At 49.9% G+C, this 24847-nt stretch carries 26 protein-coding genes and 1 rRNA gene; 4 read left to right on the top strand and 23 right to left on the bottom strand.

What is annotated here, in order from left to right; translation table 11 throughout:
• Positions 1-29: 29 nt before the first annotated feature.
• A complete protein-coding gene (cysE, locus tag ACOZB4_RS31300) occupies positions 30-719 on the bottom strand; it encodes a serine O-acetyltransferase (RefSeq protein WP_379415336.1) in 690 nt (229 codons plus the stop codon).
• Between the two features lie 181 nt (positions 720-900).
• Between cysE and ACOZB4_RS31295 the strand changes: the two genes are divergently transcribed.
• Complete coding sequence (locus tag ACOZB4_RS31295; protein ID WP_379415338.1) at positions 901-1116, top strand: hypothetical protein; 216 nt, start codon at positions 901-903, stop codon at positions 1114-1116.
• Positions 1117-1393: 277 nt separating this feature from the next.
• Here ACOZB4_RS31295 and gltX read toward each other — a convergent pair whose 3' ends face one another.
• The 4 genes from gltX to ACOZB4_RS31275 form a co-directional block, all read right to left on the bottom strand.
• Positions 1394-2857 (bottom strand): glutamate--tRNA ligase, encoded by a 1464-nt coding sequence (gltX, locus tag ACOZB4_RS31290; RefSeq protein WP_339268333.1) that lies wholly within the window; start codon positions 2855-2857, stop codon positions 1394-1396.
• A gap of 69 nt (positions 2858-2926) precedes the next feature.
• Positions 2927-3415 (bottom strand): 2-C-methyl-D-erythritol 2,4-cyclodiphosphate synthase, encoded by a 489-nt coding sequence (gene ispF, locus ACOZB4_RS31285; RefSeq protein WP_379415341.1) that lies wholly within the window; start codon positions 3413-3415, stop codon positions 2927-2929.
• A complete protein-coding gene (ispD, locus tag ACOZB4_RS31280) occupies positions 3412-4107 on the bottom strand; it encodes a 2-C-methyl-D-erythritol 4-phosphate cytidylyltransferase (protein WP_379415343.1) in 696 nt (231 codons plus the stop codon). The genes ispF and ispD overlap by 4 nt, the downstream gene beginning before the upstream one ends.
• Positions 4108-4184: 77 nt before the next feature.
• Positions 4185-5273, bottom strand: a complete 1089-nt coding sequence (locus tag ACOZB4_RS31275) for a PIN/TRAM domain-containing protein (RefSeq protein WP_076326240.1) — start codon at positions 5271-5273, stop codon at positions 4185-4187.
• A gap of 385 nt (positions 5274-5658) precedes the next feature.
• On the opposite strand from ACOZB4_RS31275, the gene ACOZB4_RS31270 reads away from it, so the two are divergent.
• Positions 5659-6054 (top strand): DUF1573 domain-containing protein, encoded by a 396-nt coding sequence (locus ACOZB4_RS31270; RefSeq protein ID WP_076326241.1) that lies wholly within the window; start codon positions 5659-5661, stop codon positions 6052-6054.
• A gap of 122 nt (positions 6055-6176) precedes the next feature.
• Here ACOZB4_RS31270 and pssA read toward each other — a convergent pair whose 3' ends face one another.
• The 17 genes from pssA to ACOZB4_RS31185 form a co-directional block, all read right to left on the bottom strand.
• The gene (gene pssA / locus ACOZB4_RS31265; RefSeq protein WP_379415347.1) at positions 6177-6911 is read right to left on the bottom strand and encodes a CDP-diacylglycerol--serine O-phosphatidyltransferase; all 735 of its coding nucleotides are present in this window, start codon (positions 6909-6911) and stop codon (positions 6177-6179) included.
• A gap of 51 nt (positions 6912-6962) precedes the next feature.
• Positions 6963-8039, bottom strand: coding sequence for a DNA integrity scanning diadenylate cyclase DisA (gene disA, locus ACOZB4_RS31260; RefSeq protein WP_076326243.1), 1077 nt, complete (start codon positions 8037-8039; stop codon positions 6963-6965).
• Positions 8040-8052: 13 nt separating this feature from the next.
• A complete protein-coding gene (gene radA, locus ACOZB4_RS31255; RefSeq protein WP_009594669.1) occupies positions 8053-9420 on the bottom strand; it encodes a DNA repair protein RadA in 1368 nt (455 codons plus the stop codon).
• 315 nt (positions 9421-9735) lie between these two features.
• Positions 9736-12192 carry an ATP-dependent protease ATP-binding subunit ClpC gene (gene clpC / locus ACOZB4_RS31250; protein WP_076326245.1) on the bottom strand — a complete coding sequence of 819 codons (2457 nt, stop codon included), beginning with the start codon at positions 12190-12192 and terminating at the stop codon, positions 9736-9738.
• A 110-nt stretch (positions 12193-12302) separates the two neighbouring features.
• The gene (locus ACOZB4_RS31245; RefSeq protein WP_076326246.1) at positions 12303-13367 is read right to left on the bottom strand and encodes a protein arginine kinase; all 1065 of its coding nucleotides are present in this window, start codon (positions 13365-13367) and stop codon (positions 12303-12305) included.
• 38 nt (positions 13368-13405) lie between these two features.
• Positions 13406-13930, bottom strand: a complete 525-nt coding sequence (locus ACOZB4_RS31240) for a UvrB/UvrC motif-containing protein (protein WP_076326247.1) — start codon at positions 13928-13930, stop codon at positions 13406-13408.
• Between the two features lie 24 nt (positions 13931-13954).
• Entirely contained in the window at positions 13955-14416 is a 462-nt protein-coding gene (locus ACOZB4_RS31235) for a CtsR family transcriptional regulator (RefSeq protein WP_006212959.1), read from the bottom strand.
• A gap of 362 nt (positions 14417-14778) precedes the next feature.
• Entirely contained in the window at positions 14779-15495 is a 717-nt protein-coding gene (locus tag ACOZB4_RS31230) for a GntR family transcriptional regulator (protein ID WP_076326248.1), read from the bottom strand.
• Between the two features lie 8 nt (positions 15496-15503).
• Positions 15504-16520 (bottom strand): sugar kinase, encoded by a 1017-nt coding sequence (locus tag ACOZB4_RS31225; RefSeq protein ID WP_379415354.1) that lies wholly within the window; start codon positions 16518-16520, stop codon positions 15504-15506.
• The gene (dagF, locus tag ACOZB4_RS31220; RefSeq protein ID WP_379415356.1) at positions 16513-17268 is read right to left on the bottom strand and encodes a 2-dehydro-3-deoxy-phosphogluconate aldolase; all 756 of its coding nucleotides are present in this window, start codon (positions 17266-17268) and stop codon (positions 16513-16515) included. The genes ACOZB4_RS31225 and dagF overlap by 8 nt, the downstream gene beginning before the upstream one ends.
• A 1-nt stretch (position 17269) precedes the next feature.
• The gene (locus tag ACOZB4_RS31215; RefSeq protein WP_379415358.1) at positions 17270-18373 is read right to left on the bottom strand and encodes a DgaE family pyridoxal phosphate-dependent ammonia lyase; all 1104 of its coding nucleotides are present in this window, start codon (positions 18371-18373) and stop codon (positions 17270-17272) included.
• On the bottom strand, positions 18351-19454 hold the full coding sequence (locus ACOZB4_RS31210; protein WP_379415376.1) for an amidohydrolase/deacetylase family metallohydrolase: 1104 nt from the start codon (positions 19452-19454) through the stop codon (positions 18351-18353). The genes ACOZB4_RS31215 and ACOZB4_RS31210 overlap by 23 nt, the downstream gene beginning before the upstream one ends.
• A gap of 348 nt (positions 19455-19802) precedes the next feature.
• Complete coding sequence (locus tag ACOZB4_RS31205) at positions 19803-20549, bottom strand: hypothetical protein (protein WP_379415360.1); 747 nt, start codon at positions 20547-20549, stop codon at positions 19803-19805.
• Positions 20546-21274: an ABC transporter ATP-binding protein gene (locus ACOZB4_RS31200; RefSeq protein ID WP_076326253.1), complete on the bottom strand. Its 729-nt coding sequence runs from the start codon at positions 21272-21274 to the stop codon at positions 20546-20548. The genes ACOZB4_RS31205 and ACOZB4_RS31200 overlap by 4 nt, the downstream gene beginning before the upstream one ends.
• Positions 21271-21636 (bottom strand): GntR family transcriptional regulator, encoded by a 366-nt coding sequence (locus tag ACOZB4_RS31195; RefSeq protein WP_076326254.1) that lies wholly within the window; start codon positions 21634-21636, stop codon positions 21271-21273. The genes ACOZB4_RS31200 and ACOZB4_RS31195 overlap by 4 nt, the downstream gene beginning before the upstream one ends.
• A 45-nt stretch (positions 21637-21681) precedes the next feature.
• Positions 21682-22440, bottom strand: coding sequence for an ABC transporter permease (locus ACOZB4_RS31190; protein ID WP_379415363.1), 759 nt, complete (start codon positions 22438-22440; stop codon positions 21682-21684).
• Entirely contained in the window at positions 22433-23470 is a 1038-nt protein-coding gene (locus ACOZB4_RS31185) for an ABC transporter ATP-binding protein (RefSeq protein ID WP_098749124.1), read from the bottom strand. Before ACOZB4_RS31185 ends, ACOZB4_RS31190 begins: the two co-directional genes overlap by 8 nt.
• 183 nt (positions 23471-23653) lie before the next feature.
• Between ACOZB4_RS31185 and ACOZB4_RS31180 the strand changes: the two genes are divergently transcribed.
• Together ACOZB4_RS31180 and ACOZB4_RS31175 are read left to right on the top strand one after the other, a co-directional pair.
• Entirely contained in the window at positions 23654-23962 is a 309-nt protein-coding gene (locus ACOZB4_RS31180; protein ID WP_379415366.1) for a metalloregulator ArsR/SmtB family transcription factor, read from the top strand.
• A gap of 2 nt (positions 23963-23964) precedes the next feature.
• The gene (locus tag ACOZB4_RS31175; RefSeq protein ID WP_379415369.1) at positions 23965-24675 is read left to right on the top strand and encodes an SRPBCC family protein; all 711 of its coding nucleotides are present in this window, start codon (positions 23965-23967) and stop codon (positions 24673-24675) included.
• Positions 24676-24770: 95 nt separating this feature from the next.
• Here the strand turns inward: ACOZB4_RS31175 and rrf are convergent.
• Positions 24771-24847: ribosomal RNA gene (rrf, locus tag ACOZB4_RS31170) — 5S ribosomal RNA — on the bottom strand; the annotation flags it as partial.

Genomic DNA, 24847 nt, shown 5'->3' with positions numbered 1-24847 from the left:
CGCTTATTGTTCCTTCACGGCTTACGGGTTTACTCTTCTTTGGCCGAAGACACAACGACCTCGGATACCATGCCTTTAGGCTGGTTTCGTTTGCTCTCATGAAGCTCCGCCCGGAGCTGATCGATCTCCTTCTGCATTGAACGCAGCATATCCACAATCGGATCGGGCAGATTCGTGTGATCCAGCCGGTCGCGCACCCGCTCCCCGTTCTGTTTCACGATTTTTCCCGGATTGCCGACAACGGTGCTGTTTTGGGGGACTGGTCTTAGTACGACTGCATTGGAACCAATGTTACAGTTATCCCCAATCGTAAAAGAACCTAGCACTTTCGCCCCCGATCCGATGACCACGTTGTTGCCGATGGTCGGGTGCCGCTTGCCCTTCTCCTTACCGGTTCCACCAAGCGTAACCCCTTGGTAGATCACCACGTCATCCCCAATCTCACAGGTCTCTCCAATGACAACCCCCATCCCATGGTCTATGAACAGCCGATGCCCGATACGGGCTCCCGGATGAATCTCAATCCCTGTCATAAACCGGCTGAACTGGGAGATCAACCGGGCCAGCGTATACCATCGCCGCTTAAATAATGCATGAGCTATCCGGTGCGCCCACAGTGCGTGAAGCCCCGAGTAGGTGAATACCACTTCAAAAAGTCCCCGGGCAGCCGGGTCATTCTCGAACACTGTCCGAATATCCGATTTCATCTGTTTAAACATGAACGCTCCCTCTTTCCCCTCTTCCAATCGCGCATGCAACTTGCCATCCATCGTTATTCCTGTAAATAAAAAACGCCCCTGCAGCTTATCGCTGCAGAGGCGCTAGACCGCGGTTCCACTCTGCTTAGAACCGGCACAAGCCTCCTCCCTTCGTCAGGGACGGATTCTACCGATTCTCTTCATGTCATTAACGGCAGACGACCGGCATGATCTAACGATTGTGTTCGCTTCAACCATGCAGCTCACAGGTGCATTTCCGCTGCAGGCGACGGGACAACTCTCAGCCGGCAAATTCAAGTGGTCCTTGTCTTTTGCCGATTGTCCTCTCTGGAACGTGCCTGTTTTACGCGTACTTCTCCTGATCGTAGCTTTTATACGTTTATATTTGTTGATCTAGGTGAGGGAAACAACGCTCTATAGAACGCTGCGCTGACGGATTGTGCTTCCGATCGCTGTTGCCTTCCGATTTCTTTAACGATATCACATAGGTGGAAATCGGAAGACAAAGGCGAACGCTTCGCTTCTACAGCACAATTCCGTCCTCTCCGCTGCTTCTCCGTATGAGTTGTTGCTACCTAACCTAGATCAAAGAATATCTCACTTATAGTTTGGTGTAATTATAACTGATGATATACGGGCTGACAAGAAACGTTTATCGGAAAGCCGCGCCCTATTTATGCACCCTTGATTTGGGAACGCAAACGGTCAAGCACACGATCCTTACCAAGCAGCCAAATCGTCTGGTTCAGGTCCCGGCCATGGGTTTGTCCCGTCAAGGCTACGCGGATCGGCATAAAGAGCTGTTTGCCCTTAAATCCGGTCTCCTTCTGGACTTCCTTGATCAGTGCCGCAATCTTCGGAGCGTTAAACTCATCCGACTGCTCGATCTTCGCAAGGAATGCCGACAATACGGCGGGCACCTGCTCGCCGCCCATCACTTCAATCCCTTCGGAATCCAGCTCCAGATGTGTGCGGAAGAACACTTCCGACAGATCCACGATATCCGAAGCAGCAGTCAACTGCTCCTGATAGAGCGCCACAAGCGCGCGTGCCCATTCCTCTTGCTCGGCCGTAAGCTCGGACGGCAAGCGACTGGCTTTCTGCAAATGCGGAATGGCTAGATCGGCAATCCGATCCGGATCCGCATTCTTGATATACGTGTTGTTCAGATGAGCCAGCTTGTTTGTATCGAACACTGCCGGGCTCTTGGATAATCGATGCTCATCAAAGATCGAGATCAACTGCTCTTGGGAGAACACTTCCTCTTCCCCTTCCGGAGACCAGCCAAGCAGCGAGATGAAGTTGAACAGCGCTTCAGGCAAATAGCCAAGCTGGTCATACTGCTCAATGAACTGAATAATCGATTCATTACGCTTGCTCAGCTTCTTATGATCCTCGCCCACGATCAGGGTCATATGTCCGAACTGAGGCGGCTCCCAGCCAAAGGCTTCATAGATCATCAGCTGACGCGGCGTATTGGAGATATGATCCTCCCCGCGGAGCACATGGCTGATCTTCATCAGATGATCGTCCAAAGCTACAGCGAAATTGTAGGTAGGAATGCCGTCTTTTTTAACGATGACGAAGTCGCCCGTCTCTTTGCTGTTAAACGAAATCGTGCCCTTCACCATGTCATCGAACGTGTAGATACGATCTTCCGGAACGCGGAAGCGGATGCTGGCCACACGGCCTTCAGCCTCAAGTGCCTGACGCTGCTCTTCCGTCAAATCCCGATGCTTCCCGGAATAGCGCGGTGTTTCGCCGCGAGCCATCTGCTCTTCCCGCTCCTGCTCCAGCTCTTCCTCCGTGCAATAGCAGCGGTAAGCAAGCCCGCGATCCAGAAGGTCCTGCCAATATTCTTTATAAATATCAAGACGCTCGGTCTGGCGATAAGGTCCGTACTCGCCTCCGACATCCACGCTCTCATCCCAGTCCATACCCAGCCACTTCAAATATTTCAGCTGGCTTTGCTCTCCGCCTTCTACGTTGCGTTTCACATCCGTATCCTCGATGCGGATAATGAATTTCCCGTTATTCTTGCGGGCAAATAAATAATTGAATAATGCCGTTCTGGCATTGCCGATATGTAAATGTCCCGTTGGACTCGGTGCATAGCGCACGCGGACTTCTCCGGTCATTGTAACCCCTCCGCTTCCCTATTCTTTCAAGATTCCTCGCTCAAAAAACTCCCTTATTGAACACATACTTCAAGATGATAGCATACCTTTTACGAGGCAGACAACCGATTGCGCGGCGATACCTTCGCCCCTGCCAGCAAACCCGAGCTGCTCGGTGGTGGTCGCCTTCACGTTAACCTGATCCACCTCGGCATCCAGCGCTTTGGCGATCACTTCCGCCATCTGCGGAATATAACGCGCCATCTTCGGCTTCTGCGCAATAATTGTAGAATCGATATTACCAAGTCTATACCCGCGTTCCTTCGCCATGACCCATACCTGCTCCAAAAGCTTCAGGCTGTCGGCGTCTTTAAAGGCAGGATCGTTATCAGGAAAATGACGACCAATGTCGCCAAGCCCAAGCGCTCCCAAAATCGCGTCCGTTACGGCGTGCAGCAGCACGTCGGCATCGGAGTGCCCGAGAAGCCCCTTGTCATAAGGAATCGTGACGCCTCCGATGATGCACGGCCTTCCTTCTACGAGCTGATGTACGTCAAACCCCTGTCCTACTCGAATCATCCCATGTCCTCTCCCTTACGTTTCTGTAAAAAAGCTGCATATTCCAGATCCTCCGGTGTGGTGATCTTAATATTGCTGTATTTCCCCTCCACCACGGTTACCAGATGCCCTGCTCGCTCCATCAGCATGGCATCGTCAGTGCCTGTAAACCCATCCTTCGCTGCAGCCTCATGTGCAGACAGTAGGTCGGAAAGACGAAAAGCCTGTGGGGTCTGGACGGCCCACAGACTTTGACGGTCCGGGGTGCCTGTAATCAGCCCCTTACCGTTCACCTGTTTAATCGTATCCTTCACGGGGACCCCAAGTACCGAGGCGCCCTCACGGATTGCCGCATCGCGACAGACTTCAATTTCCTCTTGCGTTACAAACGGCCTTACGCCGTCATGTATCATTACCCACTCTGAAGAAATTTGCTTGATGCCTTGGTATACGGACTGCTGCCTCTCGCTTCCCCCGGGGATTACAGCGGACACCTTGTTCAAACTGTATTCCTGAATCCAGGATTCGCAGCGAGGGACATCCTCTATCCCCGTCACAAGCACAATTTCCTGCAGCCATGGTATCCGGCTGAATGCTTCAAGCGTATGAACGATAATGGGCTTTCCGTTCAGAGCCAAGTACTGCTTGCTCTCCCGGGTGCCCATCCTCGTTCCTTTTCCCGCCGCTACAATGACAGCGCCGAAGTTACTCATCAAGCACCAAACTCCTGTCTCACCCAACACGTCCCAAACGGACGAATAGCGGATATGTATATCCCCATCATACCCCTTTACTGGGCTTTTTCCAACAGTTTTGGTTTCGCGAAGATCATCCGGCCCGCTGAGGTTTGCAGTACGCTGGTAACGAGCACCTCCATCATCGTGCCGATGTACTCGCGACCGCCTTCCACGACGATCATCGTGCCGTCATCCAAATAAGCGACGCCTTGACCATGCTCCTTGCCGTCCTTGATAATCTGTACCAGTATTTCCTCCCCTGGCAGAACCACCGGCTTCACCGCGTTGGCGAGATCATTAATGTTCAGTACCGACACACCCTGCAGCTCACATACCTTATTCAAGTTGAAATCATTCGTGACCACTTTGCCTTGAAGCACTTTGGCCAGTTTCACCAGCTTGCTGTCGACTTCGGATATTTCCTCAAAGTCCCCTTCATAAATGAGCACCTTGACGTCCAGCTCTTTCTGGATTTTGTTCAAAATATCAAGACCCCGCCGGCCGCGATTTCGCTTAAGAAGGTCTGAGGAATCCGCAATATGCTGAAGCTCCTCCAGAACAAACTCAGGAATGACAATCGTTCCTTCGATAAATCCGGTCTTGCAAATATCTGCAATTCTCCCGTCAATGATGACACTCGTATCCAAAATTTTATGTTCCTCTATGCGCCGGCCCTCAGGCTCAGCAGCTTGACTCCACTTGCCCGACATCCATAGAGAAGCCAGTTCATCCTTCTTTTCCAGTCCAATGCGAAACCCGATGTAACCACCGAGCAGCGTAATGCCAACCTGCAGCAGCTGCCCTGCTTGTCCGAGCAAGGACAACCCTGGTGACAGCAATACAGACAGCAGCAGGCCGCTCAACAGTCCGGCAGTACCCGCAGCCAGCTCATTCATCGGAATCCGGGAGAACGAAGAGATCAGGCTGTGCAGCCATCTCGTTACCCGATCCGCTGACAGCACGCCGATCATGCCAAACAATAATCCTCCAAGCACCGCGAAGGCTCCGCTTCCCGCTGCAAATAAACCTTGTCCAAAAATAGGCGATAGCCCTGAGAAAGACCGTTCCATTGTATGATATAACGTATACCCGCCCCATGCTCCGCATAATACTGTAAATGCTAAAATAGCTTTTTTTACCATGAGCTTCCGCACACCTCCTTTTTATACATAAATATCTTTGCTTCTATTTTCCAGTATGGTCCAATTTATAAAGTCGTAATCGTGCCGACCCATCTTTTTTAAGATAAAAGTTTTCAGTGAAACCAAATGAATTGGATAATCGCAAGAAAAACATCCTCAAATATGCAGGCTATCTTCTGTAAAAGTGCGCCTATTGACGCTTTTTTATCCTATTTCCATATCCCCATATCCTACCGGTTTTGCCCACCCCCATCAGGCTTTGACGTGTACTTACATCAACCTCACAAATGGAATTGACCGCCTTCGGACACCTGAAATTGGTTGAAATCGCCTGAAGTAGTGGAATATAATGAACTCAATTCATAATATCGAGGTGGATGTATAAATGAGCGCTCCTAGTTTACAGGCTTTTCAGGACCAAGTTTCCGAATTGTTGCTCCGTCACCGCAGTCTCTTGGATGTTCTCTCTAAAAATGGTCAAAGCAATGCTTCAGTCAACCGGGCCGTAACCAAGGCCATCACAGAATGCGGATGCATCGAGCTCCACGCCACGAAGCAATCCTTCGATATGGGCGCTGATCTCGAATCAGCCCGGGAATTAGCTGGCACGCACGTCGAAGGCCATCTGTGCGAGAATTGCCGTGAAGCGGTAAGCACCGAGCTTGGCCGCAACCTATTTTATATGTCTGCTCTTGCGAATCTTCTGGACATTCAACTGGATGAGGTTGTTGACAAGGAGTCGCAGAAATGCTCCACATTGGGTATTTTCAACCTGTCGTAAAGCCGCTAACATGAAAACGGTTCGTAACGGCAAGGTACTCCATGCATACAAAAAAAAGCATTTATCTCGCTGCGCTAGCAGGGAAATAAATGCTTTTTATTTGGATTATGTCACAAATCTGTCTATCGGTCAGAGGATTGAAAGGCCTCATCTGATTTGGGATCATCCTTTTTACGACGTTTTTTGCGGGTTAGTCGGCGGAAATTCTGCTGTAAGCCATAACCTGCGTACAGGACCAATGGCAAGAATATCAGCTTGGAGGTCTGCTCTGGTAAGAACACGGCAACCATGACTGCGCCAATGATGACGAGCGGTGTAAATTTAATCGCTGTTTTCGGAATGCCAATCTTCTTGAAGTTCGGATACTTGACTGCGCTAACCATGAGGTAAGAAAGTAGTAATATGGCAATAATCATATAAGTTGCTGTAATCTCTTCATGGAATAACGCCAAGGTTGCCAGCACGCCTCCCGCAGCGGGGATCGGCAGGCCGATAAAATATCCCGGTATGCCCGGACGAACATTAAATCTTGCAAGACGCAGTGCGCCGCACATCGGAAATATGGCGGTCACTGTCCAAGCCAGTGCTGTATTAATATCCGTAAACGCTACGGTATACATAATGAGTGCCGGTGCTACGCCAAATGATATTACATCGGATAATGAGTCAAGTTCCTTGCCGAGCTCGCTTTGGGCATTCAATGCCCGAGCTACCCGACCGTCCAGTCCATCAAGGAGCATGGCAATGATAATCATTATGGCGGCCATACTCGTTCGACCTTCCGTCGCCAAGATGATACCAATCATTCCGAGAAACAGATTACCTAAAGTAAACATATTCGGAATTGATTTCGTCATTTTTTTTATTCACCTCATTAATGTTACGTACGAACATCGATTGTAGGTCTTTTAGATTTGTCTGTCAATGAATACTTGTTCTTGCAATCGTTTCAGGCCTTCTTTAATGGTCCGTGCGCGAACTTCGCCAATCCCGTCCACTTCATCAAGTTCATGGATGGAAGCGATCATAATGCTGGATAAATCATGGAACTGGTCGACCAGATTACGTACGATCACATTCGGAAGGCGCGGGATTTTGTTCAAAATCCGGTAACCACGCGGCAGTATTTCTTCCTCCGAAGCAGCGGCGGAAGCCGGATAGCCAAGAAGCCTTACAATATGATGAATGTCCAGCAGTTCCTCATCCGTTGAACGCTTCAACGCAAGAATGATCTCGCGGATCTTCTCCTCGCTGTACTCCCGGGCATAGTCCGCATACAGCAGCCAAGCCTCTTCCTCTATGTTGCTTACAAGCTCATCCATCTGCATGCTGATCAAACGACCTTCGTTGCCGAGCTCGTTGATATAGCGCTTGATCTCCTTCTTGATGCGGAGCACCATCTCGACGCGCTGAATCACATTCACGACTTCCGGAATGGTGACCAATTCTTCAAATTCAGATGCCGAGAGGTTGGTAAGCGATTGATTAAGCACCACTCGGTATCGCTCCAAGGTCTGTATAGCCTGATTCGCCTTGGTTAAGATTACGCCGATTTCCTTCAATGCATACCGCAGCGATCCTTGATACAGCGTAATAATGTTTCGGCGCTGCGAGATGGACACAACCAGCTTGCCTGTCTGTTTCGCTACCCGCTCCGCTGTTCTGTGCCGTATCCCCGTCTCGATGGAAGAGATCGAAGAATCCGGAATCAGCTGGGTATTCGCATATAAGATACGTTTCAAGTCTTCACTCAGGATGATGGCGCCGTCCATCTTGGCCAGCTCGTATAAATAGTTTGGCGAAAAATCGCAGTTAATGGAAAAGCCGCCGTCGACAACTTCCATTACTTCCGGGCTGTAGCCCACAACGATCAGGGCGCCCGTCTTTGCCCGCAGCACGTTCTCCAGTCCGTCGCGAAACGGCGTTCCCGGTGCTACCAGCTTTAGCAAATCATTCATTTTGTCCAGTTGGCTCGTTTCTTTCACCTTCGTATGCCCCCTAATCTAACGCAACCGCTAATGCATCTGCAACGGTGTTTACTCCTATAATTTGTATTCCTTTCGGATGCTTCCATCCCTTTAAACTCTTCTCCGGCATGAGTACGCGCTTAAAGCCCAGCTTCTCGGCTTCCCTTACCCTTTGTTCCGCTCTGGAAACGGCACGAACCTCGCCGGTCAGGCCAACCTCGCCAAAGATGACATCATACGGCTTGGTCGGAATGTCGCGGAAGCTAGATGCAATGCTAACCGCTATGGCCAAATCCACCGCTGGCTCATCGAGCTTCACGCCGCCGGCAACATTCAGATAGGCGTCTTGCGTTTGCAGGTACATGCCCATCCGTTTCTCCAGCACGGCAATGATCAGATTCATGCGGTGATGGTCCACCCCTGTGCCCATCCGGCGCGGGGACGGGAAGTGGGTTGTGGAGATGAGCGCCTGCAGCTCGACCAGAACCGGACGAGTTCCCTCCATGCTTGCAACAACGGTCGAACCCGCTACCCCTAAGGGCCGTTCAGATAAAAACAGTTCCGATGGATTCCCGACTTCCCGAAGTCCGTCCTCACCCATCTCAAAAATGCCAATCTCATTCGTCGAACCGAAACGGTTCTTTACCGCACGAAGCAAACGGTAAGTATGGTGACGCTCTCCTTCAAAATAAAGCACACAGTCCACCATGTGCTCCAGCATCCTTGGGCCTGCAATAGCGCCTTCCTTGGTCACATGACCGACCAGGACGGTCGCTATGCCCTTTACCTTCGCCAATCGCATGAAGCGTGCCGTACACTCCCGCACCTGGGAAACGCTGCCCGGCGCACTGGTTACCTCCGGCAAATACACCGTCTGAATGGAGTCAATGACAACAAAGCCAGGTTGCACGTTCTCAATGGCTTCCTCAATCGATTCCAAATTGGTTTCACACAGGACAAACAGCTCCGGAGACAGCGCCCCGAGCCGATCTGCACGCAGTTTGGTCTGGCGTACGGATTCCTCACCGGAAATGTACAGAACGCGAATACCGTTCTGGGCCAATCGATTGGAGGCTTGCAGCAGCAGCGTGGATTTGCCGATGCCGGGGTCACCGCCGACTAACACCAGCGAGCCCGGAACAAGCCCGCCGCCGAGCACGCGGTTCAATTCCGCAATGCCGGTCTGGATTCTGGGTTCTTTACCGCTTTCTATATTTATGATCGAAAGGGGTTTTTCTTTACTATGAAAAAGAGGGGAATTCATCCCCTGCGTCTTGATCACCGTCTCGGTCTCTTCTACCATGGAATTCCATGATTGGCAGCCCGGACATTTTCCGAACCATTTAGGCGCTTCATAGCCGCACTCGGTACAGAAAAATTTCGTTTTAGTTTTTGCCATGTAAGTCTCCTTTATGTCGCACATCAATTGTCGGATTTCGTAAAACCCTGCAAAATCAGGCATTACTCAAAGTTTACCATTTCTTATAATTCAACGTAAAGGTTAATTGGAAACTTTACGCGAGATGTTTCGAATTTGAAGGGTCGTTAAACCATACATGTCCGCTTCGCTGCCGGATCGTTCTTACGATCGCGTCAATGCATTCAATGACTTCTGAGCATCCAAGTCTCTGCCCCATACAAAACCTTCATCTTCCATTAACCTTAAAATCAAAAACCCCCGCTGGTTTTAATCCAACGGGGGTTGAAGTTACACTTATTCCGTTTCAGCTGATGCGGCAGTGACGCTCTCGTTCTTGTGTACAACCAGCTCGCCATTTGCCTCATCAATGGTGAGCGAGTCACCCTTGGCCACAGTACCTTTCAGCAGCTCCTCGGAGAGGCGATCCTCGATGTGCTTCTGGATAGCCCGGCGCAGTGGGCGTGCACCGAAGGCCGGATCGTATCCTTCCTTCGCAATGAAAGCCTTCGCTTTGTCTGTGAGCTCGAAATGCACCTCGAATTCCTTCAGACGTTTACGCAGCTCGTCGGACATCAATGTCACGATTTGGGCAATGTGTTTCTCTTCCAGAGAGTGGAACACGATGATCTCGTCAATCCGGTTCAAGAACTCCGGACGGAAGCTCTTCTTGAGCTCATCCATCACTTTGCCTTTCATGTTGTTATAATCGCGACCTGCATCCGTCACTGCAGTAAAGCCAAGCGTAGAGTTCTTCTTGATGGCTTCCGCTCCCACGTTGGAGGTCAGGATGATCAGGGTGTTGCGGAAGTCCACCACGCGGCCCTTGGAGTCGGTCAAGCGTCCGTCTTCCAGCACCTGAAGCAAGATGTTGAATACCTCAGGGTGTGCCTTCTCGATTTCATCGAGCAGCACAACGGAATATGGTTTGCGGCGGACCTTCTCGGTCAGCTGACCGCCTTCTTCATAGCCGACATATCCCGGAGGCGCTCCGACGAGACGTGATGTGGAATGCTTCTCCATGTACTCGGACATATCGATCCGCACAACCGCATTCTCATCTCCGAACATCGCTTCCGCAAGGGCGCGTGCCAGCTCGGTTTTACCTACCCCGGTAGGACCCAGGAAGATGAAGGAGCCCATTGGACGCTTCGGATCTTTCAGTCCTGCACGTGCCCGGCGAACCGCACGGCTGACCGCTTTGACCGCTTCCTCTTGACCGATCACCCGGCTGTGCAGAATTTCTTCCAGATTCAGAAGACGCTCGGTCTCTTCTTCTTTCAGTTTATTTACAGGAATACCAGTCCAGTTGGCTACAACGTCGGCGATATCCTCCGGAGTTACCTCGGAATCGGTACGTCCTTGTTTTTCTTTCCATTGATTCTTCGTAATTTCAAGCTCTTCACGCAGCTTCTGCTCCGTATCGCGCAGCGCTGCAGCTTTCTCGAATTCCTGGCTTTGGACAGCTGCGTCCTTCTCTTTGCGGATGTCCTCCAGATGCGCTTCTTGATCTTTCAGATTTGGCGGTATGGTATACGTATGAAGGCGAACTTTCGAACCGGCCTCGTCAATCAGGTCAATCGCTTTATCCGGCAGGAAGCGGTCCGTAATGTAGCGGTCGGACAATTTCACAGCCTGCTCGATCGCTTCATCCGTAATTTTCACGCGGTGATGCGCTTCGTAACGGTCACGCAGTCCATACAGAATCTGAATGGCTTCCTCTGGCGACGGTTGGTCCACCGTAATCGGTTGGAAACGACGCTCGAGAGCAGCGTCTTTTTCAATATATTTACGGTATTCATCCAGGGTGGTTGCCCCGATGCACTGAAGCTCTCCGCGTGCCAATGATGGCTTAAGAATATTGGAAGCGTCAATCGCACCTTCTGCACCGCCTGCACCGATCAAGGTATGAAGCTCATCGATGAACAGAACAATGTTACCCGCTTGACGAATCTCATCCATAATTTTTTTCAAGCGATCCTCAAACTCGCCGCGGTATTTGGTTCCGGCAACAACCGAGCCCATATCCAGTGTCATGACGCGTTTGTCACGCAGTGTCTCCGGAATTTCGTTGTTAATGATGCGTTGTGCCAGGCCTTCGGCAATCGCCGTTTTACCTACCCCTGGTTCACCAATCAACACCGGGTTGTTCTTCGTACGGCGGCTCAGTACCTGAATCACGCGCTCGATTTCTTTGCTGCGTCCGATGACCGGATCCAGATTGCCTTCTTTGGCAATGGCGGTCAGATCGCGAGCGAGACTGTCGAGTGTAGGCGTGCTTACGTTTTGCGGCGTGCCATGATGGCTCGATACCGCTTCACTGCTGCCAAGCAGCTGCAGTACTTGCTGGCGAGCCTTATTCAAGCTAATGCCCAGGTTGTTTAGTACACGAGCTGCAACCCCTTCGCCTTCGCGAATGAGCCCCAGCAGAATATGCTCAGTACCTACGTAGGTATGACCAAGCTTGCGAGCTTCGTCCATGGAGAGCTCAATTACTTTTTTCGCTCTAGGCGTATAAGCAATGTTGGTAGGCTGCTCCTGTCCGCGTCCGATTAATGTTTCGACTTCATCCTGAATTTTCTCAAGACCAAGTCCAAGTCCGATCAGCGCTTTGGCTGCAATGCCGTCTCCTTCACGAATAAGTCCTAGCAGGATATGTTCTGTGCCGATATTGTTGTGACCCAGACGTACCGCTTCTTCCTGAGCCAATGCAAGCACCTTTTGTGCACGTTCCGTAAATCTGCCAAACATCATAGTATTGCACCTCCACGTTTCAATTAATATATTGAACCTCGCGGATTTCGGTGTATCGTCAGCTATAGGACGCTTACACCGTCATCCAACTGTAAAACGAGTATAGATCCTTAATGGGTACCCAGTGTTTCTCTGATGAGCTTAGCCCTGTACATGTCGCGTTCGGAAGGAGTCATTCCTTCTCCATAGGTCTTCTGCAGAAAGCCCGGCTGTGTCTTCACATTCAGTTCATTCATGACCGGGATTTCCGGGCCTTCCAAGAGGCCGAGATCCACACCAAGCCGAACATCGGATAAACGCTGGGCTGCTTCCTTGGAATCCATCACCGCCGCATAGGACAGTATGCCATAGGAGCGCATGACCCGATCCGTAATCCGAAGCTTGGATTCACCCAAGAGCCGGGCTCTGGCATTCTTCTCATGCTCGATGATTTGCAGGGCGACGCTGTGAAGATTCTCAATGATCTCCGACTCGGTTTGACCGAGCGTAATCTGATTCGAGATTTGAAACAGGTTGCCTAACGCTTCGCTGCCTTCACCGTAAATCCCTCTTACCGTCAAGCCTACCTGCGATACAGCCGAGAGAATCCGGTTAATCTGCTGTGTCATAACAAGAGCGGGCAGATGCATCATGACGGATGCGCGAAGACCGGTGCCGACATTCGTCGGACAGCTTGTAAGATAACCTCGCTTGTCATCAAACGCATAATCGATCTCGGATTCAAAAACATCATCCAGCGCCGTCGCACGTGCCCATGCCTCACGAACCTGAAATCCGGGATATAAACACTGGATGCGCAGGTGATCCTCTTCATTGATCATAATGCTGACGGATTCATCTTCAGTAAGGATGACTGCACCGTTTCGGGATTCATTCGCCAGATTGGGACTGATTAGATGCTTCTCAACAAGAACCTTCTTATCCAGCTCATCAATCTCACTTAATTTAATTACATGCAAATCCCCGAAATCCTGCAAATCGTCCTTATTCTTCAATACATCCGTCAGGCGCTCTAGCACTTCTCCTGACTGCTGATCCGTTGCCAGCAGCGGGAAAGGAAGATGCTGCAGATTGCGCGCCACCCTAACACGGGTGCTGATGACAATGTCGGAATCCTGACCGTTCCCGCGCATCCACTCGCTCAGCGCCGAATCGGTAAACCGGAGATTAGACATCACGCATTCCTCCTACTAAAGTGCAAAATCTTACAATCTTATCCCTGAGCCATATTTCGCTCCAGCTCACGGATTTGGTCCCGTATCTCGGCAGCCGTTTCAAACTCCTCCTGCACGATCCGAATTTGAAGCTCCTTCTTAAGGTCATCGATTTGGCGTTTGATCTGAATCCGGCCACCCGTACGCTTCGGCACTTTGCCGACATGGGAAGTCCCCCCATGGACTCGCTTAAACAATGGATCCAATCGATCCGAGAAATATTTATAACACGAGCTGCAGCCGAACCGGCCAAGCTTGCTGAACTGGGAATACGTCATACCGCATTCTTCACATTGCAGCGTCTGAGCCATTTTTGCACCGGGGCTCTGGCCCTTGCCTGAAGGATCCAGATCCAGAAGGCCTGACAGCAAACTGTGTATAGAAAAACCATTCGACGTGCCGGGGATCAATTCCCCTTTTTCACGGGCACAGGTTTCACAAAAATGAAACTCCGTTTTCTCCCCGTTCACAATTTTGGTGAAATGAAGTGTCGCCGGCCGTTTACCGCATTCTTGGCATAACATAATCCGATGCCTCCTTACACAGACTCACTTACCTAATAAAGAAATAAGCATCGCCTTCATAATCCTTGCACGCAGCTCATCCCGATAAGGAAGCTTCACATTCAGGCACTCCCTCGAAATGGCGGCCCGCATCAGGCTGGCCTCCCGCCTCGTTAAAAACCGGGATTCCTCCAGCTGGTAAATCAATCCTTCAGCCACCGTCTGATCAATCATGCTGCCAATGGTATGGTGAAGATGCTGCTGGAGTGCAGTATGCTGGGGAAGCTCGATACGCTGGATGCGTATGTACCCGCCCCCGCCTCGCTTGCTCTCGACAAGAAAGCCCTTCTCCAGCGTGAACCGTGTACTGATCACGTAGTTAATCTGGGAAGGAACGCAAGAAAATTGCTCCGCCAGATCGTTGCGTTGAATTTCAACGGTACCCTCCGGACTTTCCTGCAATATGCTCTTCAGGTATTGTTCGATAATATCAGAGATATTACGCATTGGTCTGTTCATCCTCCACTGTTTGAAACGTTAAGACGGATAGTGATCTTACACGTCCGCACAGAGCCTTGCTTATACGTTAATTTTAACCATAATCAAAATCAGCGAACCCTCTCGTTGACTTTGACTTTCTTTGACTTTGATCTCATTATAGCACATTTTTTCATTTTGCCAAGAGGGTTCTTCTCAATTTGTCGCGGTTAGCAGTTATTCTTATTGTACCCAGTTCTTTGACCGCTTATAGCCTCTTTCCCTAGAACAATTCATTTCAAGGGCAACAAAAAAAGAAGCAGCCTTCATGCCGGGTGAAAACCGGTCTCAAGGCCACTTCTCCATATCGTGCTCCTGTATCGTCTACATCTTCAAGCATCATAACTGATCAAGTAGTGCTGTAATTCCGTATTGTAATAACCGATGCTGTATTCAATGATACTGCCTGTCCCGTCATAAGAGGATCTGAGCCGCTTCAGTAACGGCGCGCCTATACTTACTTCAAGCAAGGAGGCAATCTCCTCATTTGCCACGGTCGCCAGAAAACGGTCGCGGAAATTCTCCAGCGTAATTTGACTCTCCTCGATGCGGTCATACAGAGACGGCAGTTCGGTGGAACCGAACTCTTCACCCATATCCACTTGGGATGACACATAGTGGGTGTAGTAAATGAAAGGGCTCCCGTCCAGTAAATACAAACGTTCAATAAGCAGGCACCGCTCCCCGAATTTTAAGAACAATTCGCTATCCGGCTCATTGAGCACCCATTCCGTCTTCAGGTGGCGTTTCCGAATCTGGTGTCCTTCTTCGACCAGAATCTCGGTGAACAGCTTGCCTTTGGAAAGCTTGGAGAAGGAAGTGTTCCGGGTCACAATCGTTCCTACCCCGCTCCGCTTCTCTACATACCCTTCCTGATACAACTCCTGGATCGCATTGCGGACCGTCATTTTGCTAACGTTAAATTCCTGTTCCAGCTGCGGCTCGGAAGGAATATGGGAGCCAAGTGGATACTCCCCATGCAGAATCCGATCTTTTATGATCTTCTTGATTTGCAAGTATAACGGACCGTTCTTCCGCGTGATCGACATGCTTCCTCCTACCTTTCCACGTCAGACATATGATGACTCATTGCCTGAAGCACTTCGCGTTCGCTCGCCGTCGGCGTATCCCCTGTTACGGTATGGGCAAGCATCGCAGCAGCTGCGGCAAAATCAACCGTCCGATTCGGTTCATATCCCTCCGAGATCCCGTGAATCACCCCACTGGCGTAGGCATCACCTGCGCCGATACGGTCATGGACGGAAAACGTCAAGGTTTTGGAAAAGTGAAACGCTCCATCCGTGTAGAGATAGCCTTGCAGGGAATGAGTGTTATCCCCGTTGATCTTGCGGTGGGTACCCGACGCAACCGTAATATTATACTTCGCTGCCACCTTCGGGATCAACTCCTGCAGCTGTTCGCTCTGATCCTCCCGGGTCGTCTCCATGCCAAGGATATAGATGGCATCTTTCTCATTCATAAAGACGATATCCGCTAAAGACAGCATTTCCTCATAGTGCGGCTTGGCAAACTCGTAGCGGTCCGCCCCCCATAAAGTGGGACGATAATTGCAATCGAACACAACGGTTCCGCCGTTTTTCTTAACTTCACGAGCCAGTGTCTTCATTTGGCCCCGCACCGTATCGTTCATGGAAAGGGTAATCCCGCAAAAATGGACCATGTCTATCTTTTCGGCAATCGCATCGAAATCGTACATGGCATCCTCCGCCGTATTAAAGCTGCTGCCCAGTCGATCCGTATAAGTTACACGTCCGGGTCTTACACCAAAGCCATTCTCCAAAAAGTACATGCCGACATATTTGCCTCCACGGCTAATGAGCGCAGTATCGATGCCAAGCTTGCGCAGGTAGGAAATCGCCGCTTCACCAAGCGGGTTATCCGGCAGCGTGCTGACCAGATATCCGTTATGACCGAACCTTGCCACAGCCGAGGCGATGTTTACACCCGTGCCGGAAAAGGAGTAATTCAGATGGCTCTCTTGAGCTAAGGAAGCATATCCCGGTACTTGAAGACGCATCATCACTTCGCCATATGCGGCAATCGTCTTAGGCATATTGATCAACCAGCGCTTTTAGCTTAAGATGCAGCTCTTGAACATCGCTAATGATCGTATCTCCACTGGCCGAGTCGATAATCGAAGAGTACACGTGCGGGATGACCTGCTGCACTCCCGCTTCGAATGCGATGCGCACGATGGCTTCAAAATTCTCTTTATCAATCCCGCCTGTTGGTTCAAGCGCGAATCCTTCCTCCGCACATGCCTTCGCTACCGCGCGGTACTCATCCTCCAGCTCCAAGCCTTGCATCGGGAAGTACTTCAGTGCGTTACCGCCCATGTCGCGCACAAGCGCGATGGCCGCTTTTACAGGTACGATGGCTTTGTCTGATCCGGCAGCGCTCACCGGTCCAGTTGAGATATTCACGTAGCCCACTTGACCTGAAGGAGACACAAGGCTGTTAATCCAGCTTTCTTTGCCATCCAGATTGGCACGTGTAGCACCAACTGCTGGGAACACCTGATTGATATGCGTGCCTGAGTAGTTCTTCACAATCTCGGCTACCACCCCAGCTTGACGGTTATCGCCGGCACCCAATCCGATCGATACCGCATCTTCGATAACGGCACCATACTCCTTCATCGCAATAACGGCCTCTTGCGCGTTCGGATAATTTTTGGACAATACGCCGACCACCACATGCCCTTCCGCAGCTTCAAAAATATCCTTCGCATTCTGAATGCTGCCTGCAAGTACGTTCAGTGCCGCGCGATTTCTATAAAGACGTTTCTCCATATTTGCCATTTTAGTTTCCCCCTGCAATCTGTTGTATTCTCGTTATAATGACTTGCAAATCATCCCCGGAAAGCGAGCGAGGATCGATATCAAAATACCCCTGGCGAACGCCGTAATCCCTGGTGTATACGGCAATATCACCTTCGCGAAGCTGATCGTTCATGGACTTCGCACTAACCCCGGCCGCATGTTCATCGACTTTCACGCGCCCCCGGAAGATCGCCCTTCCCGCTTCGTCCTGCACAATGGTGACCTCAATGCCCGGCAATTTCGATAAGGACTTCATTTCCTCCAGCGCCGCTTTCTCCTGCTCACTCTTATCTTCCTTCACCATATACTCGCCCAGCGCCTGAAGCAATCCAAACGTTGTTTCCTTGCCGACCTTCATACTGCGCCCAATACCATGCAGCTGCGCTTTCACCCACTCCACATATTGGCGTTTGCCGCCGACAATGCCGGAGGTCGGGCCTTCAATTGCCTTGGATCCGCTGTATATGGCCAGGTCCCCGTATTTCACATATTTCTGGATATCCTCTTCAGCAGCAGCATCAATGATTAGCGGAAGTCCATGCGCCTGAGCCACTTCTGCCGCTTCTTCCACCGAGATCATATTTTTCTGCACGCAGTGATGAGATTTCACGTACAAAATGGCTGCAGTACGCTCATTTATCGCTTCCGCGATATGCTCCTTACGCCCTTCGTTGGCATACCCGACTTCAACGACCTTGCCGCCTCCGAGATAAACCATCGTTTCAACAGGTGCCCCATATTGCACGTTATGTCCCTTAAACATGATAATCTCGTTCTTCGCGATTGGCTCCTGGTGTAATCGGTCACTGCGCCTGCGATTGCCTTCGGTGACGATTCCAGCCACGGAAAGAGCGATACCGCTGGAAGCGGAATTGACAACAACCGCTGCCTCGGAACCGAGAATTCGCGCCATGTAATCGCCTGCTTTATCAACCAGATCCGCGATTTCCACGTAACTCTGCCCACCGATCCGCATCGCTTCCATGACGGTATCCGTCGGTGCCGATACGCCAAGAATACTCATGCGCCCGCTGGCATTAACTACGCGCTTCAACCCATATTTAGCATGTAATGAATGATCCATTGACTACCACTCCTCTGGCTTCAATATATCGATCAGCGATCCGGGTCTCCCCTTCGGAATCCGTTAAACTCATAGCCTCCTGCTGCATCGCAAACAGTGTCAGGTGAGCGGCATCGCCGACTTGGATTCGGCCAAGCTCCGGACGGCGCAGCCATCCTGCTGCATGGTCCGTTACCGCTGAGATCACCTCCTGCAAGCTGTATCCCAAATAAAGGAACTTCGTCAGGACATTAGCCAGGCTGTACACCGGGCCATTGATGCGATTCCCGCGATAGATATCAGTGCTGATCGTGTCAGGTTTAATCCCTTGGGTCTTGGCATACTCTGCCACCAAGAACGAGAAGCTTGCCGTTCCATGGCCCACATCCAGATGAACGCCGCGAGCTATCGCCTCCACCAGGGCAGGAATCGGCTTTCCGTCGGAATCAAATAAATTGTTGGCCTTCCCATTTAAATAATGAGTGATAATGTCGTCCTTCTGAAGCAATTCCAATACTTCCTCAATCGGTGGTGGCCCGGACCCGATATGTACCATTAGCGGCAGCGACGTTTTTCCTGATATTTTTCTTGCAAGACGAAGCGGCTCTACCCCATTCTCCTTGACTACGCTTTTGCTGATTCTGGCCTTGAGTCCAATGATCAGATCTGGATAGGTGCATACCGCCTTTGTTGCCTTCTCAGCATCGATCCATTCCAAACTGGACAACTCGTCGACCCGCTGCAGACCGATATGGGAAATATTCAAAAAAGCAAACACATTCGTCTTGGACCTTGCAACCTCGGCTGCCAGTTCTCCAATTGTATCCGCGCCACAGCTCCCTGCGTCGATAATGGTGGCAACCCCTTGCTTTACGCCTATCTCGTCGATGGCATCTCCGTAAGGCTCCAGCTTAGCGACCGCATGGACGTGCATATCGATCCAGCCGCTGGACACATATAGTCCCGTACCATCAAAACTGTTGGCACCGTGTGCCATGTTCGCATCCGTTATTTCGGTTATGAACCCGTTCTCCATGACAATGTCAAAAGGTTTATCCTCATGCACCGTCTTTACATTGCGTATAATAAAACGCTGTTCCAATATCTTCATAGCTTCACTCCTTCAGCCTTGCCGGACCAGCCTTAGATCCTCTTATCCCGTCGGTTTACATTGTATAAGTTGAGTGTCGTGATTATAGCATAGCACAGAACGTGCGTTACGTGAATATAACGTTATAATGTTTAAATCCTATTTCTATATTTATTAGAATGATGCAATGAAGGGTTGCGCTCTTGCTCAGTACGGGTATGGGTATGGTTCTAGTTCTGTTTTCCCCGTGTTATCTCCTTCCATATGCAAAAAAACTGCCTTCGATAGGCAGTCTCTTTGTTCGTTCTATAGTCTAGACCTTCTTCATTCATCTTCCGGATTTCCAAGTACTCTTTTTTGTTAAACCTCAACCTTCCGGTCGATGAGGTAAACCGTTGCATACAAGATCAAAGCGGCCATGATCACTTCAAAAGCAAGTCCCCCCCATGCTAATGTATATTGCATTGTCGACACCGTAATGTCTGCTTCTTTCTCGAAAAATGAAATGTTAGCCATAGGGCCGACCCACGCTGCCTCATCTCCGAAGAGTACTTGGCTAAGCCAGCCAAGAACATATTGCAATACGAAGAACACCAGAATGCCGATCCATGTACTGCCCTTCTTCGTGATGCTCCTGGACACGGTAATTGCAAAAAATATCGCAATCATCAAATAGATGAATTTCCATACCATCAGCAGGGCAAACCCAACATAATACGAAACGGGAACATCGACGAAATTGATATTTTCCCAAATGCCGGCTGAACTCCAGTAGTACCATAAATGCAGAGCCATCAATATGCCAAGTGCCAGCAAGCTTACACATGCAAGTAAAAGTGATGAAACCACATTCCACACGGAACGTACGGGGAGTAAACGCCGGTGATATGCCTTTATGTTATAGCCGAAGTTCTTGCCAGTGACTACAAGAAGCAGGACACTCACAGAGCCATAAGCCAGCATGCTTAAACCCAACTTTATTCCAAGCTCCCAATCTTTTATAGAGCCCGTTACGGTGATCGCTATCTGAACGATGAGAAGGATCGCGAAGGCGCCGAGCACCGTGGTCGAGTTTCTCTTCCAGTCGTATTTGAACAGTTTCATCATTCCGCATACACCTCTTTAAACATCTCATCCACGCTTTTTCCGTGTTTTAGGCGGATGTTCTCAACTTCGTCATGCATCACTACTTCGCCGCCCTGAATAAAGATCACTTCATCAAATATCCGCTCAATATCCCGGACCAAATGGGTTGAAATGATAATGCTGCTATCCTCATTGTAGAATTCAACTATCGCATCCAAAATTTTGCCCCGGGCTACCGGATCCACTCCACCAATCGGCTCATCCAGCATATACAGCTGGGCTTCACGGGACAAGGCCAGTGTTAACTGCAGGCGCTCATTCATTCCTTTTGACAAGGAACTGATGCGGTCTTGGGTCTTTAAATTCATGAATTCCAGCATGTTGCGGGCCTTCTCCACATTAAAGTCCTCATAAAAATCTTTAAAATATGCCACCGCATCCGATACCTTCATCCAAGATTCCGTCACGGGCCGGTCCGGCATAAAGGAAACGATGGCTTTGGTTTCCAAGCCGACCGGTTTGCCATTCACGTAAGCGCCGCCCTTTGTCGGCTGCATCAACCCAGCCGCAATCTTCATGAGCGTACTCTTTCCGCTGCCATTGGTGCCCAGCAAACCAATGATTTTCCCACCGCTGATATCCAGATTGACATCCTGTAACGCTCTGCGACCACCGGCATATGTTTTGGTCACGTTCCTTACCTGTAACAGATTCTCCACCGTGATTTCACCTCCACTATGGATCATGGCTGCTTCACAGCATCTTCCACGATCGATATGATGTCCTGATCTTTAAAGCCAAGCTCCTGCATACCGCGAATAAAGCGTTCCAGCAGATCGCCGGCCATTTCTTTTTTGATTTCCATAATTTTGGATTCCTCGCTTGTCACGTATCGGCCCAATCCTCTCCGTGTCTCCACAATACCCTCACGCTCCAATTCCTGAAAAGTTCGCTGCACCGTGTTTGGATTTATTTGAAGCTCACTCGCTAATTCTCGAACCGATGGGATTTTATCACCGGGCTGCAGTTTACCGATGATGATTTCTTTCTTTAGATACGTCATGATCTGTAAATAGATCGGCAGATTATTGTCGAATTCTATACTCACTGTCGGGTTGCTCCTTTCCGCCGCTCTACCTCGAACTCAGGTCCCTTATGCGACATCCCGTTTTTTAAACGTAACAAAGCCTATCGCAAGAAACAAGAGGAGATATACAGCGAGCATCATCATTGAGAATGTTAAACTCATGCCTGGAATTGGGGAGCCTGCCCCTCCGCTGTACATGGAGAGATCCACGTTCAGGAACAGCAGGTATTTAGACCAGGAGTAACGCGCAAGCAGCTGTACCACCATACTTTCCATAATGACCATGAACATGCCGATGCCGATTGCAGGACCTGTAGATCTCGTTAGAATGCCTACCATAAAGGTTAGCGTTACATAAACGATCGTATACACCAGGTTGTTCACTGCTCCAATGAGCACATCGCCAAGCGTAACGGAGCCGACATCCATACCGAACGTAATTTGACCAGTCAGCACGGCTACAGCAAACATGAAGGCCACCAGTGTTAAGGTGTAAATCAATACGGCAACATATTTCGATGCCAAAATTTTGGTGCGGCTCTGTGCACGTATGAGCAGCAATTTGATCGTTCCCATGCTGTGCTCCTTCGCTACGGCTCCTGCCGTCACGACAATGGCAAGCAGGGTCAGCACTTGCCCCATTCCCTTGGTTGTTACAGCTATCTCGGCAAATTCATAACCGGTACTGCCCCCACCGGAAAACTTATAGAGCAAGAATGCCGTGAAGATCACCATCCCGGCTAAAAGCGCATATGGCAGAAAGAAGCTGCGTTTCTTAAACATTTTGAGCCATTCATTCCAGACGAGATTTCCAAAGCTACGCAATGCGGTTGCCTCCTGTCCATTTTAAGAATTCTTCTTCAAGTGACGATTTGATCTCTTCCACCCGGTAAATCCGTACCCGTGCATCACACAGTGACTGGATCAACCCAGGAATATCTTCTTCATGAAGTTGAAGGGTAATGGTTCCTTCCTCCATTTGAGTGTTGAGCAATGTGATGTTTTGCAAGTGTCTAATCGTTTGCTCGGCCATAGCCACGTCATTCACGCGGAAGCTTACCGTGGTTAACTCTTCATTAACGACTGGACCCCCGATCGAACGCTCGGTTACGAGTTTACCTTCCTGGATAACGACCACACGGCTGCACATCAGTTCCATTTCCGACAGCAGGTGACTGGATACAAGAATGGCAATTCCCTCATCTTTGGCGATTTGCTTCAAGTAATCCCGCATCTCGCGGATACCGGCTGGATCCAGGCCGTTTGTCGGCTCGTCAAGAATGAGGATGGATGGATTATGCAGCAAGGCCTGCGCTATTCCAAGCCGTTGGCGCATCCCCAGGGAATAAGCACGCACCTTCTTGTGTATGGCATCCTGAAGCCCAACCAGCTTGACAACCTCCATGATTCTCGTGATAGTCACACCCTCGGACATCCGCTGGTACTGTCTCAGGTTGTCATAACCGCTCATATAAGGGTAAAATTCCGGGTTCTCGATAATGCCCCCGATATGGCGAACGGCTTGAACGAAGTCTTTCTTGATACTGTGTCCTTTCACCTGTACATCGCCATGGGTCATCTCAATCAACCCTACAATCATCCGAATGGTTGTTGTTTTGCCTGCGCCGTTCGGCCCAAGCAAACCAACGATTTCGCCGCGATGAATGTCAAAGGAAAGTCCATCGACGATGTTCTTCTTTCCAATCGTTTTGGTGACTTGTTCAACGGTCAGAACGACTGGACCTTGCTTGGCATTCTTCCTCTCTGTGGAGGCTGAAGCGTGTACTCCGTTCTTTAAATCTGTTACGGCATTCTCTATATTGGTTGTTGCCTCATTTGATGCGTTCCTATTCATGGTTTTTCATTCACTCCTTCTCGTATCGGTGTCATAGTTAAATAGTACACTAGTGTCTTGGTTCTGTAAAGCCCAATTTTTTTGTTTAATATTTCGTATTGACATCCAACCGTTGGATAATTATGATTAATTCATTCATATAACCAAAAGGTTATATTTAAAAGAGATGGGGGGACTCCAATCATGAGTGATATATACCGCGCCGTTTCAGATCCCATCCGAAGAAAAATCCTAAATATGGTCGCTCATCGAGAGCTCCCTCAGTTGGAGATCGTGAAGTCATTCCATATCTCACAGCCGGCTGTAAAAAAGCATCTTGCCATCTTGCTGGAAGAGGAGCTGTTACTAGAGCGAAGAGAAGGCAAGTATTGTTACTACCGATTGAATACCCCGACTTTTCAGCGCGGGTATGCGGAACTTCAACAAGAGCTTGGCTCTATTCTGGAGAATAAGTTAAGCAGACTTAAACAATATCTTGAGGAGGAATCATAGGAATGGACTCTATTTTTAACCATGTTCAGCGGGAGATTGTCATCCATACAACACCCGATCGTGTATGGAAAGCATTGACCGATCCGCAAGAACGCAATCAATGGGAGACTCGCCATTGTGAGATCGACCTGAAGGTCGGCGGTCAAGTCGCTCTTGATTACGGCTGGGGCGTATCCTATGTTGGTACGATTGAGGAGCTTATCCCTTACAGCAAACTCACGCTCAAGGGAGAGGACCAGGAACTTACTATTTGGACCATTGAGCCACATATCGAGGGAACCTTGGTCCGCATCGAGTACACGGGATCATGGTCCAATGAGCGAGAGTATATGATGATGGATAACATGGCCTTTGGTACATGCCGATTCATGCGGAATATGAAGAGCGTGCTGGAGACGGACCAAGATATTCGGTCCACTTTCTGGTCCAGCTGGATCGGCATGAACCATTATACATACCGCCGTGACGGTATAGAGGGCGTCAAAGTCATTGAGGTGTTTCCCCATACACCTGCAGACGGTGTCATTGAGGAAGGCGATATCATTTCAAGAGCGGCTGGCCAGGTCATTCGGAGCTATGATGAGCTTGAGGATAAGGTCACATCGATGCAGCCTGGCGAGGAGGTTGTCATCGAGTTCGTCCGACATGGCGAACCCAGCAGCGCTACGCTTACGGTGCTGCCTTATGGACAGCGGGACGTGGTTGAAACATAAGTCATGAATTGCAGTAAGTAATGAAGTAGTTCAAATTATCTGCATATAGGAAAAGACCGTTATCGAGTAATCGATAGCGGTCTTTATGGTTGTTCGCTTGGCGACGTCCTACTCTCCCGGGACCCTTCGGTCCAAGTACCATCGGCGCTGGAAGGCTTAACGGTCGTGTTCG

The sequence above is a fragment of the Paenibacillus sp. NPDC058898 genome, assembly GCF_049316025.1.
In the GTDB taxonomy this organism is placed as follows: Bacteria; Bacillota; Bacilli; order Paenibacillales; family Paenibacillaceae; genus Paenibacillus_AQ.
Note: the sequence above shows the minus strand (reverse complement) of the source record. Positions and strands in the feature narration are given on the sequence as shown.

Excerpts from the sequence above, each read along its gene's own strand:
- cysE (WP_379415336.1), bottom strand. The coding sequence starts at position 719 with ATGTTTAAACAGATGAAATCGGATATTCGGACAGTGTTCGAGAATGAC.
- ACOZB4_RS31295 (WP_379415338.1), top strand. The coding sequence starts at position 901 with ATGTCATTAACGGCAGACGACCGGCATGATCTAACGATTGTGTTCGCT.
- gltX (WP_339268333.1), bottom strand. The coding sequence starts at position 2,857 with ATGACCGGAGAAGTCCGCGTGCGCTATGCACCGAGTCCAACGGGACAT.
- ispF (WP_379415341.1), bottom strand. The coding sequence starts at position 3,415 with ATGATTCGAGTAGGACAGGGGTTTGACGTACATCAGCTCGTAGAAGGA.
- ispD (WP_379415343.1), bottom strand. The coding sequence starts at position 4,107 with ATGAGTAACTTCGGCGCTGTCATTGTAGCGGCGGGAAAAGGAACGAGG.
- ACOZB4_RS31275 (WP_076326240.1), bottom strand. The coding sequence starts at position 5,273 with ATGGTAAAAAAAGCTATTTTAGCATTTACAGTATTATGCGGAGCATGG.
- ACOZB4_RS31270 (WP_076326241.1), top strand. The coding sequence starts at position 5,659 with ATGAGCGCTCCTAGTTTACAGGCTTTTCAGGACCAAGTTTCCGAATTG.
- pssA (WP_379415347.1), bottom strand. The coding sequence starts at position 6,911 with ATGACGAAATCAATTCCGAATATGTTTACTTTAGGTAATCTGTTTCTC.
- radA (WP_009594669.1), bottom strand. The coding sequence starts at position 9,420 with ATGGCAAAAACTAAAACGAAATTTTTCTGTACCGAGTGCGGCTATGAA.
- clpC (WP_076326245.1), bottom strand. The coding sequence starts at position 12,192 with ATGATGTTTGGCAGATTTACGGAACGTGCACAAAAGGTGCTTGCATTG.
- ACOZB4_RS31245 (WP_076326246.1), bottom strand. The coding sequence starts at position 13,367 with ATGTCTAATCTCCGGTTTACCGATTCGGCGCTGAGCGAGTGGATGCGC.
- ACOZB4_RS31240 (WP_076326247.1), bottom strand. The coding sequence starts at position 13,930 with ATGTTATGCCAAGAATGCGGTAAACGGCCGGCGACACTTCATTTCACC.
- ACOZB4_RS31235 (WP_006212959.1), bottom strand. The coding sequence starts at position 14,416 with ATGCGTAATATCTCTGATATTATCGAACAATACCTGAAGAGCATATTG.
- ACOZB4_RS31230 (WP_076326248.1), bottom strand. The coding sequence starts at position 15,495 with ATGTCGATCACGCGGAAGAACGGTCCGTTATACTTGCAAATCAAGAAG.
- ACOZB4_RS31225 (WP_379415354.1), bottom strand. The coding sequence starts at position 16,520 with ATGCCTAAGACGATTGCCGCATATGGCGAAGTGATGATGCGTCTTCAA.
- dagF (WP_379415356.1), bottom strand. The coding sequence starts at position 17,268 with ATGGCAAATATGGAGAAACGTCTTTATAGAAATCGCGCGGCACTGAAC.
- ACOZB4_RS31215 (WP_379415358.1), bottom strand. The coding sequence starts at position 18,373 with ATGGATCATTCATTACATGCTAAATATGGGTTGAAGCGCGTAGTTAAT.
- ACOZB4_RS31205 (WP_379415360.1), bottom strand. The coding sequence starts at position 20,549 with ATGATGAAACTGTTCAAATACGACTGGAAGAGAAACTCGACCACGGTG.
- ACOZB4_RS31200 (WP_076326253.1), bottom strand. The coding sequence starts at position 21,274 with ATGATCCATAGTGGAGGTGAAATCACGGTGGAGAATCTGTTACAGGTA.
- ACOZB4_RS31185 (WP_098749124.1), bottom strand. The coding sequence starts at position 23,470 with ATGAATAGGAACGCATCAAATGAGGCAACAACCAATATAGAGAATGCC.
- ACOZB4_RS31180 (WP_379415366.1), top strand. The coding sequence starts at position 23,654 with ATGAGTGATATATACCGCGCCGTTTCAGATCCCATCCGAAGAAAAATC.
- ACOZB4_RS31175 (WP_379415369.1), top strand. The coding sequence starts at position 23,965 with ATGGACTCTATTTTTAACCATGTTCAGCGGGAGATTGTCATCCATACA.